This window comes from Streptomyces sp. NPDC058773 (assembly GCF_042746015.1).
Lineage (GTDB): Bacteria > Actinomycetota > Actinomycetes > Streptomycetales > Streptomycetaceae > Streptomyces.
Map to the genome: position 1 here is coordinate 37,301 of NZ_JBHYPE010000049.1, position 13,221 is coordinate 50,521.

The 13,221-nt window shown below is 71.7% G+C and carries 13 protein-coding genes and 1 riboswitch; of the genes, 9 read left to right on the top strand and 4 right to left on the bottom strand.

What is annotated here, in order from left to right; genetic code table 11:
• Nucleotides 1–207: 207 nt before the first annotated feature.
• A riboswitch (cobalamin riboswitch) is annotated at nt 208–368 on the top strand.
• Between the two features lie 169 nt (nt 369–537).
• The 5 genes from ACFW5B_RS29875 to ACFW5B_RS29895 are packed head-to-tail and all read left to right on the top strand — an operon-like array spanning nt 538 to nt 6,410.
• Complete coding sequence (locus ACFW5B_RS29875; RefSeq protein ID WP_386446277.1) at nt 538–1,860, top strand: prenyltransferase/squalene oxidase repeat-containing protein; 1,323 nt, start codon at nt 538–540, stop codon at nt 1,858–1,860.
• Nucleotides 1,860–2,558 carry an SCO2322 family protein gene (locus ACFW5B_RS29880; protein WP_386446280.1) on the top strand — a complete coding sequence of 233 codons (699 nt, stop codon included), beginning with the start codon at nt 1,860–1,862 and terminating at the stop codon, nt 2,556–2,558. The genes ACFW5B_RS29875 and ACFW5B_RS29880 overlap by 1 nt, the downstream gene beginning before the upstream one ends.
• The gene (locus tag ACFW5B_RS29885; protein WP_386446283.1) at nt 2,555–3,724 is read left to right on the top strand and encodes a CbiQ family ECF transporter T component; all 1,170 of its coding nucleotides are present in this window, start codon (nt 2,555–2,557) and stop codon (nt 3,722–3,724) included. Before ACFW5B_RS29880 ends, ACFW5B_RS29885 begins: the two co-directional genes overlap by 4 nt.
• On the top strand, nt 3,721–5,421 hold the full coding sequence (locus ACFW5B_RS29890) for an ABC transporter ATP-binding protein (protein WP_386446286.1): 1,701 nt from the start codon (nt 3,721–3,723) through the stop codon (nt 5,419–5,421). The genes ACFW5B_RS29885 and ACFW5B_RS29890 overlap by 4 nt, the downstream gene beginning before the upstream one ends.
• Complete coding sequence (locus ACFW5B_RS29895; protein ID WP_386446289.1) at nt 5,418–6,410, top strand: ECF transporter S component; 993 nt, start codon at nt 5,418–5,420, stop codon at nt 6,408–6,410. Before ACFW5B_RS29890 ends, ACFW5B_RS29895 begins: the two co-directional genes overlap by 4 nt.
• Before the next feature lie 78 nt (nt 6,411–6,488).
• Here ACFW5B_RS29895 and ACFW5B_RS29900 read toward each other — a convergent pair whose 3' ends face one another.
• Complete coding sequence (locus tag ACFW5B_RS29900) at nt 6,489–6,680, bottom strand: hypothetical protein (RefSeq protein WP_386446292.1); 192 nt, start codon at nt 6,678–6,680, stop codon at nt 6,489–6,491.
• Nucleotides 6,681–7,117: 437 nt separating this feature from the next.
• Nucleotides 7,118–8,287 carry a steroid 3-ketoacyl-CoA thiolase gene (locus ACFW5B_RS29905; RefSeq protein WP_386446295.1) on the bottom strand — a complete coding sequence of 390 codons (1,170 nt, stop codon included), beginning with the start codon at nt 8,285–8,287 and terminating at the stop codon, nt 7,118–7,120.
• A gap of 242 nt (nt 8,288–8,529) precedes the next feature.
• Here ACFW5B_RS29905 and ACFW5B_RS29910 point away from each other — a divergent pair, with 242 nt between their 5' ends.
• The 4 genes from ACFW5B_RS29910 to ACFW5B_RS29925 all read left to right on the top strand — a co-directional run bounded on the left by ACFW5B_RS29910 (nt 8,530) and on the right by ACFW5B_RS29925 (nt 12,161).
• Nucleotides 8,530–9,762, top strand: coding sequence for a cytochrome P450 (locus ACFW5B_RS29910; protein WP_386446317.1), 1,233 nt, complete (start codon nt 8,530–8,532; stop codon nt 9,760–9,762).
• A 500-nt stretch (nt 9,763–10,262) separates the two neighbouring features.
• On the top strand, nt 10,263–10,883 hold the full coding sequence (locus ACFW5B_RS29915; protein WP_386446298.1) for a DUF6230 family protein: 621 nt from the start codon (nt 10,263–10,265) through the stop codon (nt 10,881–10,883).
• Nucleotides 10,874–11,308, top strand: a complete 435-nt coding sequence (locus ACFW5B_RS29920; protein WP_386446301.1) for a DUF6114 domain-containing protein — start codon at nt 10,874–10,876, stop codon at nt 11,306–11,308. The genes ACFW5B_RS29915 and ACFW5B_RS29920 overlap by 10 nt, the downstream gene beginning before the upstream one ends.
• Nucleotides 11,309–11,462: 154 nt before the next feature.
• Nucleotides 11,463–12,161 carry a hypothetical protein gene (locus ACFW5B_RS29925; protein ID WP_386446304.1) on the top strand — a complete coding sequence of 233 codons (699 nt, stop codon included), beginning with the start codon at nt 11,463–11,465 and terminating at the stop codon, nt 12,159–12,161.
• Between the two features lie 53 nt (nt 12,162–12,214).
• Here ACFW5B_RS29925 and ACFW5B_RS29930 read toward each other — a convergent pair whose 3' ends face one another.
• Together ACFW5B_RS29930 and ACFW5B_RS29935 are read right to left on the bottom strand one after the other, a co-directional pair.
• Nucleotides 12,215–12,550, bottom strand: coding sequence for a hypothetical protein (locus ACFW5B_RS29930; RefSeq protein ID WP_386446307.1), 336 nt, complete (start codon nt 12,548–12,550; stop codon nt 12,215–12,217).
• Between the two features lie 98 nt (nt 12,551–12,648).
• Nucleotides 12,649–13,221: cbb3-type cytochrome c oxidase subunit I (locus ACFW5B_RS29935; protein WP_386446310.1), on the bottom strand; the 573-nt coding region annotated here is incomplete at its 5' end.

The window sequence follows — 13,221 nt, forward strand, 5'->3', positions numbered from 1 at the left end:
TTCGGTGGTGGGCGGTTCCGGTGCGGCGGGCGGGGGCGGTTCGGTGGGAGGGGCGGTTCGGTGGGAGGGGCGGTTCGGTGGGAGGGGCGGTTCGGTGGGAGGGGCGGTTCGGTGGGAGGGGCGGTTCGCACGCCCGGTTCGTATCCGCCCGGCTCGCGGCTGATTCCGCCGGCTCGTACGTGCGAGCGAGCGCCCTACGGGTGCCGGTTAAGGTGTGCGGGACAATTTCATCCGTACCCGATCGGGGAAAGCCGGTGGAAATCCGGCGCTGACCCGCAACCGTGAGAACGGACCCTCCGCAGGCGCCGGCCGGCCCGGCGGGGGCGGCCGTACGAGCCGGAGCACCCGAAGGGGCACAACCAAGGCTCCCGCCACCGGAAACGTCCGCCACAGGGACGGCCGGTGCGCGGCACCGTCGAGGTATACGGAGCTGAGCCCGGTGCCACCGCGTCCATGATCCCTGGGATCGGCGCGCGGGTGGCCGGCCGAGCGCGGCTGCGTACATCGCCGCGACCCGACCCGAGAGGCACCGACCCGATGGCCCCCATGGCTTCCATGGCTCACCAGGCCCCCCTGACGCACCCCGTCGCCTTCCTGGCGCGCCGCGCCGCCACGGCGCTGGCCGCCGCGGTGGTGCTGGGCGCGGCCGCTGCCCCCGCCGCGTACGCCGCCGAGTCCCCGTCCGCGTCCGCGAAGAAGCTGCCGGACGGCCTCTACGGCACCACGGACCCGAAGTACGACGGGGTCTGGCGGCAGTCGCTCGCGCTGCTGGCGCAGGACTCGGTGGGGCTGCGGCCCGCGGCGTCCGCCGTGCGCTGGCTGGCCGGGCAGCAGTGCGCCGACGGCGCGTTCACCGCCTTCCGCGCCGACCCCGGCAAGGCCTGTGACGCCAAGACCATGCGGGACACCAATCAGACGGCCGCCGCGGTGCAGGCGCTGGCCGCGCTCGGCGGGCACGGCGAGGCCGTGAAGAAGGCCGTGGACTGGCTGAAGTCGGTGCAGAACGACGACGGCGGCTGGAGCTCGATGCCCGGTTCGGCGAGCGACGCCAACTCCACGTCCGTGGTCATCGGCGCGCTCGCGGCGGCGGGTGAGAAGCCGCAGTCGGTGACGTCGAAGAAGGGCGGCAAGACCCCCTACGACGGGCTGCTCACCTTCCAGCTGGGCTGCGACGAGAAGGAGGGCGAGCGCGGCGCGTTCACCTTCCAGCTCAAGGGCGCCGCCCCGAACGCCGACGCCACCGCGGCCGCCGCCACCGGAGCGCTCGGCAAGGGCTTTGTCGTCGCGCCCGCCGGCCCGCGGGCCAACACCCCGGTCAAGGCGCTGAACTGCAAGGACGGCGGGGACAAGCAGGCAGAGAAGGTCGATGAGGCGGGCAAGGGCGATCCGGGGCAGGCCGCGGAGGGCGGTGCCGCCTACCTCGTCGCGCAGCTCGACAAGAATGGGCAGCATCTGCTGTCCGCGATGCCGGGCGCCGAGAAGCAGCCCGATGTCGGCAACACCGCCGACGCCGTGGTGGCGCTGGCGGCCGGCGGGCACGGTGCCGCCGCCGCGAAGCCGCTGAAGTGGCTGGAGAAGAACGCGGCGGACTGGGCGAAGCAGAGCGGCCCCGCCGCGTACGCGCAGCTGGTGCTGGCCGCGCACGCCACCGGCACCGACCCGCGCTCCTTCGGCGGCACCGACCTGGTGGCCGCGCTCAACGCCACCGGCCCCAAGCCGGGCGCCGCACCCGCGAAGGACTCCGGGGACGACGCTTCGGACGGCGGCGGGATGGGCATGTGGTGGGTCATCGGTGTCGGTCTCGCCCTCGGCGCCGGCATCGGGTTCCTGCTGAGCGGCCGTAAGAAGAGCCGGCTCTGATGCGGCGCACCAGGATCGCCGCGGCCGTGCTGCTGGCCGGTACGGTCACCGGCCTGGCCGCCGGGCCCGCGCAGGCGCAGGAGTACCGCTACTGGTCGTTCTGGGACGGCAAGGGCAGTTCCTGGACGTATGCCACCGAAGGGCCGGCCACGCTGCGGCCGGCCGACGGAGCGGTCCAGGGCTTCCGCTTCACCGTCGGCGCCGACTCCGCCGCGGCCGGAAAGCCGCGCGCGGCCGCCGACTTCGACGCGATCTGCCGGAACACCCCGGCCGAGGACGGCCGCAAGCGGATCGGCATCGTCCTGGACTTCGGCACCACGGCGGACGCGCCCGGCGGCGAACGGCCGCCGAAGGCCAGGACGGAGTGTGCGCGGGTGCCGGAGGACGCCTCGGCGGGCGAGGCGCTGGCCGCGGTCGCCCGGCGGCTGCGCTATGACGCCAACGCCCTGCTGTGCGCCATCGCCGGCTACCCGAAGGCGGGATGCGCGGAGGCCGTGAGCGGATCGCGGGACGGGGCGAAGAGGTCCGGGACTTCGGCTGCGTCCTCCGCGGGGGCGGCGGGGGACCGTGACGGTGCGAAGGACGGGGGCGGCGGGAGCGGTGACGGCGGGCCGTCCGCCGGGCTGCTCGGTGGGGTCGCGGCCGTCGTCGTGCTGGGTGCGGCAGCGGTGTGGCAGGCACGCCGCCGACGCGGATGAGCGCCCCGCAGGCGACCCGTACCACCGCGCTGCACGCCGGCGCCTGGTGGGTGTGGGCGCTGGGCCTGGCCACCGCGGCCTCCCGCACCACCGACCCGCTGTTGCTGGGGCTGCTGGTGGGGGTGGCCGGTTATGTGGTCGCGGCCCGTCGCACGGATGCGCCGTGGGCCCGCTCGTACGGCGCGTTCGTCAAGCTCGGGCTGGTCGTGATCGCCGTCCGGCTGGTCTTCGCCTTCTTCCTCGGCTCGCCGGTCCCCGGTACGCACACCCTCGTCACCCTGCCCGAAGTGCCGCTGCCGGACTGGGCGAAGGGCGTCCGGATCGGCGGCCGGGTCACCGCGGAGGGCATGGTCTTCGCCCTGTACGACGGGCTGAAACTGGCCACCCTCCTCATCTGTGTCGGCGCCGCCAACGCGCTGGCCAATCCCGCCCGGCTGCTGAAGTCCCTGCCCGGCGCGCTGTACGAAGCGGGCGTCGCGGTCGTCGTCGCGATGACCTTCGCACCGAATCTGGTCGCCGACGTCCAGCGGCTGCGCGCCGCCCGCCGGCTGCGCGGGCGTCCCGACCGCGGGGTCAAGGCGCTCCTCCAGGTCGGACTGCCCGTGCTGGAGGGCGCGTTGGAGCGGTCGGTGGCGCTGGCCGCCGCCATGGACGCACGGGGCTACGGCCGCAGCGCCCAGGTTCCGCCCTCCGTCCGCCACACCACGTCCGTGCTCACCCTCGGCGGGCTGCTCGGCGTCTGCGCCGGGACCTATGGGCTGTTGGGCGACACCGGCGGCGGTTACGGGCTGCCGCTGCTGGTCGCCGGGCTGGCGGCGGCGCTCGCCGGGCTGTGGCTCGGTGGCCGCCGGTCGGTGCGCAGCCGTTACCGGCCCGAGCGGTGGGGCGCTCGCGCCTGGCTGGTCGCGGGCTCCGGTATGGCCGTCGCCGCCCTGATGGTCTGGGCGAGCGACTATGCGCCGGCCGCGCTGCATCCGCCCGCCGTCCCGCTCACCGCCCCCGTCCTCCCTCTCTGGCCGGCCGTTTCCGTCCTGGTGGGGCTGCTGCCCGCGTTCGTCGCCCCGCTCCCGTCGAGCGCGGACCGTACCGGGTCCCGTGCCGCCGCCCCTGAGCGTCGCCGCCGTGCCTCTGCTGTCGACCCGCATATGAAGGAGCCCACCCAGTGATCCGGTTCGAGCAGGTCTCGGTCACCTACGGCGATGCCGCGGCGCCCGCCGTCCAGGACGTCGACCTGACCGTCCCCGAGGGCGAACTGTGTCTTCTGGTCGGCCCCTCCGGCGTCGGCAAGTCCACCGTCCTGAACGCCGTCTGCGGCCTCGTCCCGCACTTCACCGGCGGCACGCTGCGCGGCCGGGTCACCGTCGACGGCTTGGACACCCGCACCCACAAGCCGCGCGAACTGGCCGATGTCGTCGGCACCGTGGGCCAGGACCCACTGGCGCACTTCGTCACCGACACCGTCGAGGACGAACTCGCCTACGGCATGGAATCGCTCGGCCTCGCCCCCGAGGTGATGCGCCGCCGGGTCGAGGAGACCCTCGATCTGCTGGGCCTGGCCGAGCTGCGCGACCGTGCGATCGGCACGCTCTCGGGCGGCCAGATGCAGCGGGTCGCGATCGGGTCCGTCCTGACCACCCACCCCAAGGTCCTGGTCCTCGACGAGCCGACCTCCGCACTCGACCCCGCCGCCGCCGAGGAGGTGCTGTCCGTCCTCCAGCGGCTGGTCCATGACCTCGGCACCACGGTGCTGCTGGCCGAACACCGGCTGGAGCGCGTGGTCCAGTACGCCGACCAGGTCATCCTCCTTCCTTCTCCGGGCGCGCCCCCCGTCATGGGCGCACCCGCCGACATCATGGCCGTCTCCCCCGTCCACCCCCCGGTCGTGGCCCTCGGCCGCCTCGCCCACTGGTCTCCCCTCCCCCTCTCTGTCCGCGACGCCCGCCGCAAGGCCGCTCCGTTGCGCGAGCGGCTGGCGGACGTCCCACCGCAGGGGCCGCGAAGGAACGCGGGCGGCACACCGGCCACTTCGGGTGCCGCCGACGCCTCGGGGGCCGCCGGTGTTTCTAGGGCCGCCGGTGTTTCGGGGGCCGCCGGCTCTTCGCGTGCTGCCGCGGAGGTCTCCGGGCTCGGTGTGCGCCGGGGGCGGACCGAGGCGCTGCACGGGGTGGATCTGACCGTGCGGGGCGGCGAGACGATCGCTCTGATGGGACGCAACGGTGCGGGGAAGTCCACCCTGCTCACCACTCTCGTCGGGATGCATGAGCCGTCCTCCGGCACGGTGCGGGTCGGTGGCACCGTCCCGCACCGCACCAGCCCCCGGACCCTCCTGCGGCATGTCGGGCTGGTGCCCCAGGAGCCGCGTGACCTTCTCTACGCGGACACCGTCGCCGCCGAGTGCATCGCGGCCGACCAGGACGCGGGCGCCCCCGCGGGCAGTTGCCGGGAACTGATCGCGCGGCTGCTGCCGGATGTCCCGGAATCCGTTCACCCCCGTGATCTGTCCGAGGGCCAACGGCTCGCCCTTGCCCTCGCGGTCGTGCTGACCGCCCGTCCACCACTGCTCCTTCTCGACGAGCCCACCCGCGGCCTGGACTACGCCGCCAAGGCCCGTCTGATCGAGGTGCTGCGCACCCTGGCCGACGAGGGTCACGCCATCGTCCTGGCCACCCATGACGTGGAACTCGCCGCCGAACTGGCGCACCGTGTCGTCATCCTCGCCGACGGCGAGATCGTCGCCGACGGCCCGACCGACGAGGTCGTGGTCTCCTCTCCCTCCTTCGCGCCCCAGGTCGCCAAGGTCCTCGCCCCACTGCCCTGGCTGACCGTTCCCCAGGTCGCCCGCGCCCTGGAGGCCCGCCCATGACCGTCCCCTCAGCCCGCCCGGAGGACCCCACACCCGGCTCCGACCCCGACCGGCCCGGCTCCGGTAACCACGGCTCCGGAGGTCTCGGCTCCGGAGGTCTCGGCTCCGGCCACCCCGGCTCCGGCCCCCCCGACTCCGGCCGCCCCGGCTCCGGCCGCCAGGCGCGTGCCGTTCGGCTCGGTCCGCGCTCCGTCGCCGCCCTGGCGCTGATCTCGGCGATCGGCGTGATGGCGTTCGGCTGGCCGCTGCTCGCCGACTCCGCCTCCGGACTCGCCCATTCCAAGGACGCGCCCTGGCTGTTCGCCGCGCTGCTGCCGATGCTGCTCGCCGTGGTCGTGGCGACCATCGCCGACACCGGTCTGGACTCCAAGGCCATCGCCATGCTCGGCGTACTGGCCGCGGCCGGGGCCGCGATGCGCCCCCTGGGCGCGGGGACGGCCGGTATCGAGCCGATGTTCTTCCTGATGGTGCTGTCGGGGCGGGTCCTCGGGCCCGGGTTCGGGTTCGTCCTGGGTTCCGTGGCGATGTTCGCCTCGGCGCTGCTGACCGGCGGTGTCGGTCCCTGGATGCCGTTCCAGATGCTGACGATGGGGTGGGTGTCGATGGGCGCGGGGCTGCTGCCGGGCCCGGCCCGGCTGCGCGGGCGCGCTGAACTCGCCCTGCTCGCCGTCTACGGAGCCGTCTCCGCCGTCCTCTACGGTCTGGTCATGAACCTCCAGGGCTGGCCCTATATCGCCGGACTGGCCTCAGGGGTCTCCTTCGTCCCCGGCGATCCGCTCGATCAGAATCTCGCCCGCTACCTCGCCTACTGCCTTGCCACCTCCCTCGGCTGGGACCTCCCCCGGGCCCTGGTCACCGTCGTCCTCACCTGCACCCTCGGGGGCACCGTCCTCAGGGCCCTCCGCCGCGCCACCCGCCGCGCGGCCTTCGACGTGCCTGCCTCCTTCACCCCCGATCCCGGTCCGACGCGAGGGGCCGCCACCGGGTGACCGGCGCGCGGGGGCCCGCTCCCTGGGCCCCGCAGGCCGCCTCTGTCCTCGCGTACGTCCCTGGCCTTCCGGGCCGTGTCAGCGGGCGACGGGCAGCAAGCAGGCGATGGACGGCTGTGAGCGCAGGAATGCCGTGTGGTGGTCGGCAGCGGCACCGTGGTCGACCACCGTGGCCTTGGTGCCGTGGCCGGCCGGCTCCCGTGCGCAGGTACGAGCGTCGGCTATCGGAACGTCTCGGTCGTCGGTGGCGGAGTAGAGAGTTATTCGCACACCCCGGCCCGGCTTCCCGTCGCAGGTGCGGTCGTTGGCACGGACCGCTTTCAGCAGTGCCCCGGAAGGGTGCTTCAGCTCTTGGTACCAGGTGTCGGTCACGCGGCGCCGACGGCCAGGCCACGGGGGACGCGTCGTCGTCGCCTCGCGGTGCCGGACCGGGCCGGAGCGGAGGAGGCTTCGAGGGGATGAAATGGAGACGGAGGGATGCCGTCGCGGTGCTCTGTTCGTCATGTCATCGACGGTAGGGAGATCGCGAGCCTCGCGGTATACAGCTCTCTCCCCAAGTCAGTTGCAGTTTTCCCCAGGTCGGGGAGGGGAGTTAGGTCCACCCCCGCCTCCCTCCCCGCGCGCCGTGGACGGCCGCCGGACCCGGCCCCGCGCCCGCACCCGCACCCGCACCCGCACCCGCATCCACATCCGCCGCGACCAAACGCCTACAGCCGCTGAATGATCGTCCCCGTCGCCAGTGCCCCGCCCGCGCACATGGTGATCAGGGCGAACTCCTTGTCGCGGCGTTCGAGTTCATGGAGTGCGGTGGTGATGAGCCGGGCACCGGTGGCACCGACCGGGTGGCCGAGGGCGATGGCGCCGCCGTTCACATTGACCTTCTCCAGGTCCTGTTCGAAGACCTGCGCCCAGGACAGCACGACGGAGGCGAAGGCCTCGTTGATCTCGACGAGGTCGATGTCCTTGAGGGACATGCCGGCCTTGCCGAGCACCGCGCGGGTGGCGTCGATGGGGCCGTCCAGGTGGAAGTGCGGATCGGCGCCGACCAGAGCCTGGGCCACGATGCGGGCCCGTGGCTTGAGCTTGAGGGCGCGTGCCATGCGCTTGGAGGCCCACATCAGTGCGGCGGCGCCGTCGGATATCTGCGAGGAGTTGCCCGCAGTGTGGACGGCGGTGGGCATGACGGGCTTGAGGCCGCCCAGCGCCTCCATGCCGGTGTCGCGCAGGCCCTCGTCACGGTCGACCAGCCGCCACATGCCCTGGCCTGTGGCCTGCTCGTCCTCCGTGGTGGGCACCTGGACGGCGAAGGTCTCCCGTTTGTAGCGCTCCTCGGCCCAGGCGGCGGCCGCCCGCTCCTGGGAGATCAGGCCGAGGGAGTCGACGTTCTCCCTGGTCAGCCCCCGGTTGCGGGCAATGCGCTCGGCCGCTTCGAACTGGTTGGGCAGATCGACGTTCCACTCATCGGGCCAGGGTTTGCCGGGGCCGTGCTTGGAGCCGCTGCCGAGCGGCACCCGGGACATCGCCTCGACGCCACATCCGATGCCGATGTCGATGACTCCAGCCGCGATCATGTTGGCGACCATATGGTTGGCCTGTTGGGAGGATCCGCATTGACAGTCCACGGTGGTCGCGGCGGTCTCGTACGGGAGGCCCATGGTCAGCCAGGCGTTGCGTGCCGGGTTCATGGACTGTTCGCCGGCGTGGGTGACGGTGCCGCCGACGATCTGTTCGACGCAGTCGGGCTGGATGCCCGTACGGGCGAGGAGCTCGCGGTAGGTCTCACCAAGGAGATAGGCGGGGTGAAGATTGGCGAGCGCACCGCCGCGCTTGCCGATGGGGGTGCGTACTGCTTCGACGATGACGGGTTCCGCGGCCATGACTGACTCGTCCTCTCCTCGCGTCCGCGGATGTCCCGGCACCCACGGAAGAAGAACTAGTACGCGTTCTACTTCTACAAACAGTCTTATGAGGCGTCCTCCGGGGCGCAAGAGGCGTGCAACACCCTGACCCACAACCGGAGTCGCCGCACCCCTTGCCACTTGCAGAGCTCGTCATTACCTTCACCGCGGACCCAAATCTGATGAACCGTCAGACGTCCCGGATGGACCAGGAGTCGCCGATGCCATGTCCCGCGCTGCCCGACGGGTTCGACTTCACCGACCCCGACGTCTACCAGTCCCGCGTACCGCTCCCCGAGTTCGCCCAGCTGCGGCGGACCGCGCCCGTGTGGTGGAACGCCCAGCCGCACGGCATCGCCGGTTTCAATGACGACGGGTACTGGGTCGTCACCCGTCACGCGGACGTCAAAGAGGTGTCCACCAAGCCGGAGATCTTCTCCGCGAACCTCAATACGTCGATCATCCGGTTCAACGCGGCCATGACCCGTGACCAAATCGACGTACAGAAACTCATCATGCTGAACATGGACCCGCCCGAGCACACCAGGGTCCGGCAGATCGTGCAGCGCGGTTTCACCCCGCGCTCGATCCGGGCGCTGGAGGACGCGCTGCGCCACCGGGCGGCCCAGATCGTCGCCGGGGCGCGCCGGAAGGGTTCGGGGGACTTCGTCACCGACGTGGCCTGCGAACTCCCGCTCCAGGCCATCGCGGAACTCATCGGCATCCCGCAGGACGACCGGGCGCGCATCTTCGACTGGTCGAACAAGATGGTCGCGTACGACGATCCCGAACTGGCCATCACCGAAGAGGTCGGCCTCAATGCGGCCACGGAGCTGATCTCGTACGCGATGAACCTCGCCGCCGAGCGCAAGGAGTGCCCGGCCAAGGACATCGTCAGCCAACTGGTGGCGGCGGAGCACGAGGGCAACCTCGGCTCCGACGAGTTCGGCTTCTTCGTGCTGCTGCTGGCGGTGGCCGGTAACGAGACGACACGTAACGCGATCACGCACGGGATGCATGCCTTCCTCACCCACCCCGAGCAGTGGGAGCTCTTCAAGCGCGAGCGCCCCGCGACGACGGCCGAGGAGATCGTGCGGTGGGCCACCCCGGTGGTCTCCTTCCAGCGCACCGCCACCCAGGACACCGAGCTGGGCGGGGCGGAGATCAAGGAGGGGCAGCGGGTGGGCATCTTCTACTCCTCCGCCAACCACGACCCGGAGGTGTTCGACGCCCCGGAGGTCTTCGACATCACCCGGGACCCCAACCCGCATCTGGGGTTCGGCGGCGGCGGTCCCCACTTCTGCCTCGGCAAATCCCTCGCGGTGCTGGAAATCAACCTGATCTTCGGCGCCATCGCGGACGCCATGCCCGGCATCTCGCTGGCGGGCGGCCCGCGCCGGCTCCGCTCGGCCTGGCTCAACGGGGTCAAGGAGCTGCAGGTTCACTACGGCTGACGGCTGCGCGCGCCGCGCGCCAAGAGGGCGGCGGCGCGGAGGCGTGCCGGCATACGGGTGGGGCGCTCATCCCGATCATGGGGGTGGGCGTCCCGTCGGCGCGTGCCCCATGGGCGGCCGCCCCTACGCCCGCCCGTAGTGGCCATCGGGCCGTGGCGGCAGCCAATCCGCAGTGGCCGCCCACCCGAATGAGGCGTCAGCCCGCGCCCATATACATGAAGCCGGACCGGAGGAAAGCCGGACCAGCGGTATGTCCGAAAACGTTCCCCCCTCAACCTTGCCAGCTGTCATTGGCGGACTTACATTCAACTCGCCAGTAACACACGGCAGTTCACCCATGCGCGCACCGATCGGCACCGTCTGCGCCCGAGCCGCACGCTCCCCCCATGCGCCCCCGGCTTCCCCGCACCCCTCCAGCGCCATGCGCAACCCTGTGCCCACGCATCCCCCCACATGTTTCGACAGCGCGCTCCACCGCTCTTCGAAGGGGACATATCACCATGAAGGACGCACACGGCAGACCGGTCACGGGACGCATCAGCTGGCGGAAGTTCGCCGTGCTGTCCGTCCCGGCGCTCGCCGGCACCGCCGCTCTGGGCATCGCCCTGGCCAACGGGGCACTGGCGGCATCATTCGCCGTCTCGGGACAGCAGTTCAAGGTCTCCGCGGACAGCCTGAAAGGCGACGGCTTCGCCCAGTACGGCAGTGTGGACGCGAACGCCAGGGGAGATCTCCTGCCGGTCGCCGTCACGGCCATCAAGACCGCCCAGCTGAACCATCTGTGCCAGTCGGTCGTCACCCATCTTCCGGTCGTCGGCGACATCTCGCTCAATCTCAGCGCCGGAACCGGCAGCACACCCGTGGAGGCGACCGACCTCTTCGTGGACGCCACCCAGCTCTCCGGCAACGCGTCCTTCCACCGGATCGAGATCGGCCGGGACGCCTCGACGCTCGACAAGGGACCGGACGGCGCCCAGGGGATGCAGGACCTCTTCGCCCAGCAGGCCGACGACGTCAGCATCAGCAAGCTGCGGCAGACCGCCTGGGCCACCAACGCGGGGACCTTCAAGCTGTCCGGCCTGAACATGAAGATCTCCAAGGGCAAGAAGGAATGCTTCTGACCTGGCGGCGCTGGCGGAGGGGACGGCCCTTCTGGGGCGGGCTGGCCACCGTCGTCGCCGGCGCCGAGATCTGCGCCATCCCCCTGGCGCCGCTGAAGATCATGCTGCAACAGGGGATCGCCGGTATCCCCTCGGTCCTCATGGGGCTGGTGATGATCGTGATGGGACTCTCGGCGTGGTTCGCGCCGCATTACCGAGGGCTCGCCGGCGTCCTCACCGTGCTGTGTGCGGCGGCCGCGCTGGTGATGTCCAACCTCGGTGGCTTTCTGATCGGCACCGTCATCGGGATTCTCGGCGGCTCGATGATCTTCGCCTGGCAGCCGGTCGCGCCGACGGAACCCGAAGCCGCCGGGAAACCCGCCGCCCCCGGGGACCCCGGGCCCGCCGCGCCGGGCGACGGCACACCCGCGCCCTGCGAGCCCTAGCCCCCTCCTGCGCGCCACCCGCTGCCCGACAACTGCCGCCCACGGCTCGCCCGTACGCGTACCCCCACGCCTTCGTCCGCGTACGGGGCGGACCGCTGCCCGCCGCACCCACCGCACCCACTCCTCCGGCTCACCCCTCAGAAGGAGAACCGCCATGACGACGACGCACCCCACCCGCCGCATGCCCCGCCGGAACGTCATACGGACCGCCGGAACCGGAAGCGTCGCGGCCCTCGGCCTGGCCCTCGCCATGACGAGCCCCGCGACGGCCCAGCCGGCCGGGACGCCGTCCGGCGCCGCGGCGTCCACCACCGTGACCCCCGCAGGCCACCACTTCACCGCCACCCTCAGCGGCAAGGCGACCTTCAAGGCCGGGCCGGTGACCGTCACTTGTACGACCTCGGTCTCCAGTGGGCAGGTCCCGGCCTCGCCCGGCAACCACAACCCGGCCGGGCCGGTGAGCAGTTCCACCACCCCGGCGACCTATGGCTCCTGCACGACGAGCATGCCGGGGGTCGCCGCGAGCGTCACCACGACCGGCACCTGGGGCGTGGCCATGCAGAACGGGGTGCCGGTGACCGCCGGACTGACCATCCCGGCCGCCGGGTTCGTGCTCAGGACCAGCGGGCTGGCGTCCTGCACGGTGACCGCGGCCCCCACCTCGGCGACGACGGTGAACGGCACCTGGACCAACGGCGCGCCGTCCACCCTCGCCTTCACCAACGCGTCGGTGCCGGTGAAGGTGGTGGGCGGGTTCGGCTGCCCGACCGGTGCGACCACATCGACGTTCAACGCCACCTATACGGTCAGGGACACCACCGACCCCGCGTCCCAGATCACCGTCACGGACTGAGCCGCGCACGTGCCACGGGTGACGGCCGCGGGTCATCTGCGGGCGTCACCCGCTCAGCGTGCGCTCATGCCGATGGCCGCCATGGCCGCCAGAGTCCCCACCGCCAGCGAGCCCGCCACGAACGCGGTGAGCAGCCGCCGCCGCAGGGCCTGGTAGACGCCTTGGTACTCGGTCCGCAAAGCGGCGCTGCGCTGGGCGATGCGCTCCAGGTAGGCCCGCGAAGTCTCGTGCCGGTCCCGGCAGTAGCGCAGCTCCACCTCCCGCCGCTGGGTGTCGGTGAGCCAGGGCAGGCCATCGCAGAAGGCCTTCGCACGGGTGCGTGCGCGGTCCTTCTCCGCCTCCCAGAGGAGAAATCCCTCGATCTCGTTGACGGCCTGGTCCAGCTGCATTTCTGCGGCCTTCCGCATTCCTCCGCCGGTCGCCGCCGTCCCGGCATTCCGCACGCCCTCGCCCGTCCGCATATCTTTGCCCATCCGCGTTCCCTCGCTCATGTGCGTGCCCCGATTTCGGTGGCGGCGGTGTCGCCGGCGTCCGCCATGGCCGCGATCTCGTGGGCGATCTCCGGGTGGTGCAGATCGAATGCCGGGGATTCGGAGCGAATGCGCGGCAGCGTGAGGAAGTTGTGCCGTGGCGGCGGGCAGGAGGTCGCCCATTCCAGCGAGCGGCCATAGCCCCACGGGTCGTCGGTCTCGACCTTCTTGCCGTACTTCGCGGTCTTCCAGACGTTGTACAGGAACGGCAGGATCGACAGGCCGAGGAGGAAGGAGAAGATGCTGGAGACGGTGTTCAGGGTGGTGAATCCGTCGGCGGCGAGATAGTCGGGGATACGGCGCATCATGCCTTCAGCGCCGAGCCAGTGCTGGACGAGGAAGGTGCCGTGGAAGCCCACGAACAGCGTCCAGAAGGTGATCTTGCCGAGGCGCTCGTCCAGCATCTTGCCGGTGAACTTCGGCCACCAGAAGTGAAAGCCGGCGAACATCGCGAAGACGACCGTGCCGAAGACCACGTAGTGGAAGTGCGCCACCACGAAGTACGAGTCCGAGACGTGGAAGTCCATCGG

Bases quoted from the DNA above. Each gene is read 5' to 3' on its own strand.
- ACFW5B_RS29875 (WP_386446277.1), top strand. From the start codon at position 538: ATGGCCCCCATGGCTTCCATGGCTCACCAGGCCCCCCTGACGCACCCC.
- ACFW5B_RS29880 (WP_386446280.1), top strand. From the start codon at position 1,860: ATGCGGCGCACCAGGATCGCCGCGGCCGTGCTGCTGGCCGGTACGGTC.
- ACFW5B_RS29885 (WP_386446283.1), top strand. From the start codon at position 2,555: ATGAGCGCCCCGCAGGCGACCCGTACCACCGCGCTGCACGCCGGCGCC.
- ACFW5B_RS29895 (WP_386446289.1), top strand. From the start codon at position 5,418: ATGACCGTCCCCTCAGCCCGCCCGGAGGACCCCACACCCGGCTCCGAC.
- ACFW5B_RS29905 (WP_386446295.1), bottom strand. From the start codon at position 8,287: ATGGCCGCGGAACCCGTCATCGTCGAAGCAGTACGCACCCCCATCGGC.
- ACFW5B_RS29910 (WP_386446317.1), top strand. From the start codon at position 8,530: ATGCCATGTCCCGCGCTGCCCGACGGGTTCGACTTCACCGACCCCGAC.
- ACFW5B_RS29915 (WP_386446298.1), top strand. From the start codon at position 10,263: ATGAAGGACGCACACGGCAGACCGGTCACGGGACGCATCAGCTGGCGG.
- ACFW5B_RS29920 (WP_386446301.1), top strand. From the start codon at position 10,874: ATGCTTCTGACCTGGCGGCGCTGGCGGAGGGGACGGCCCTTCTGGGGC.
- ACFW5B_RS29925 (WP_386446304.1), top strand. From the start codon at position 11,463: ATGACGACGACGCACCCCACCCGCCGCATGCCCCGCCGGAACGTCATA.
- ACFW5B_RS29930 (WP_386446307.1), bottom strand. From the start codon at position 12,550: ATGCAGCTGGACCAGGCCGTCAACGAGATCGAGGGATTTCTCCTCTGG.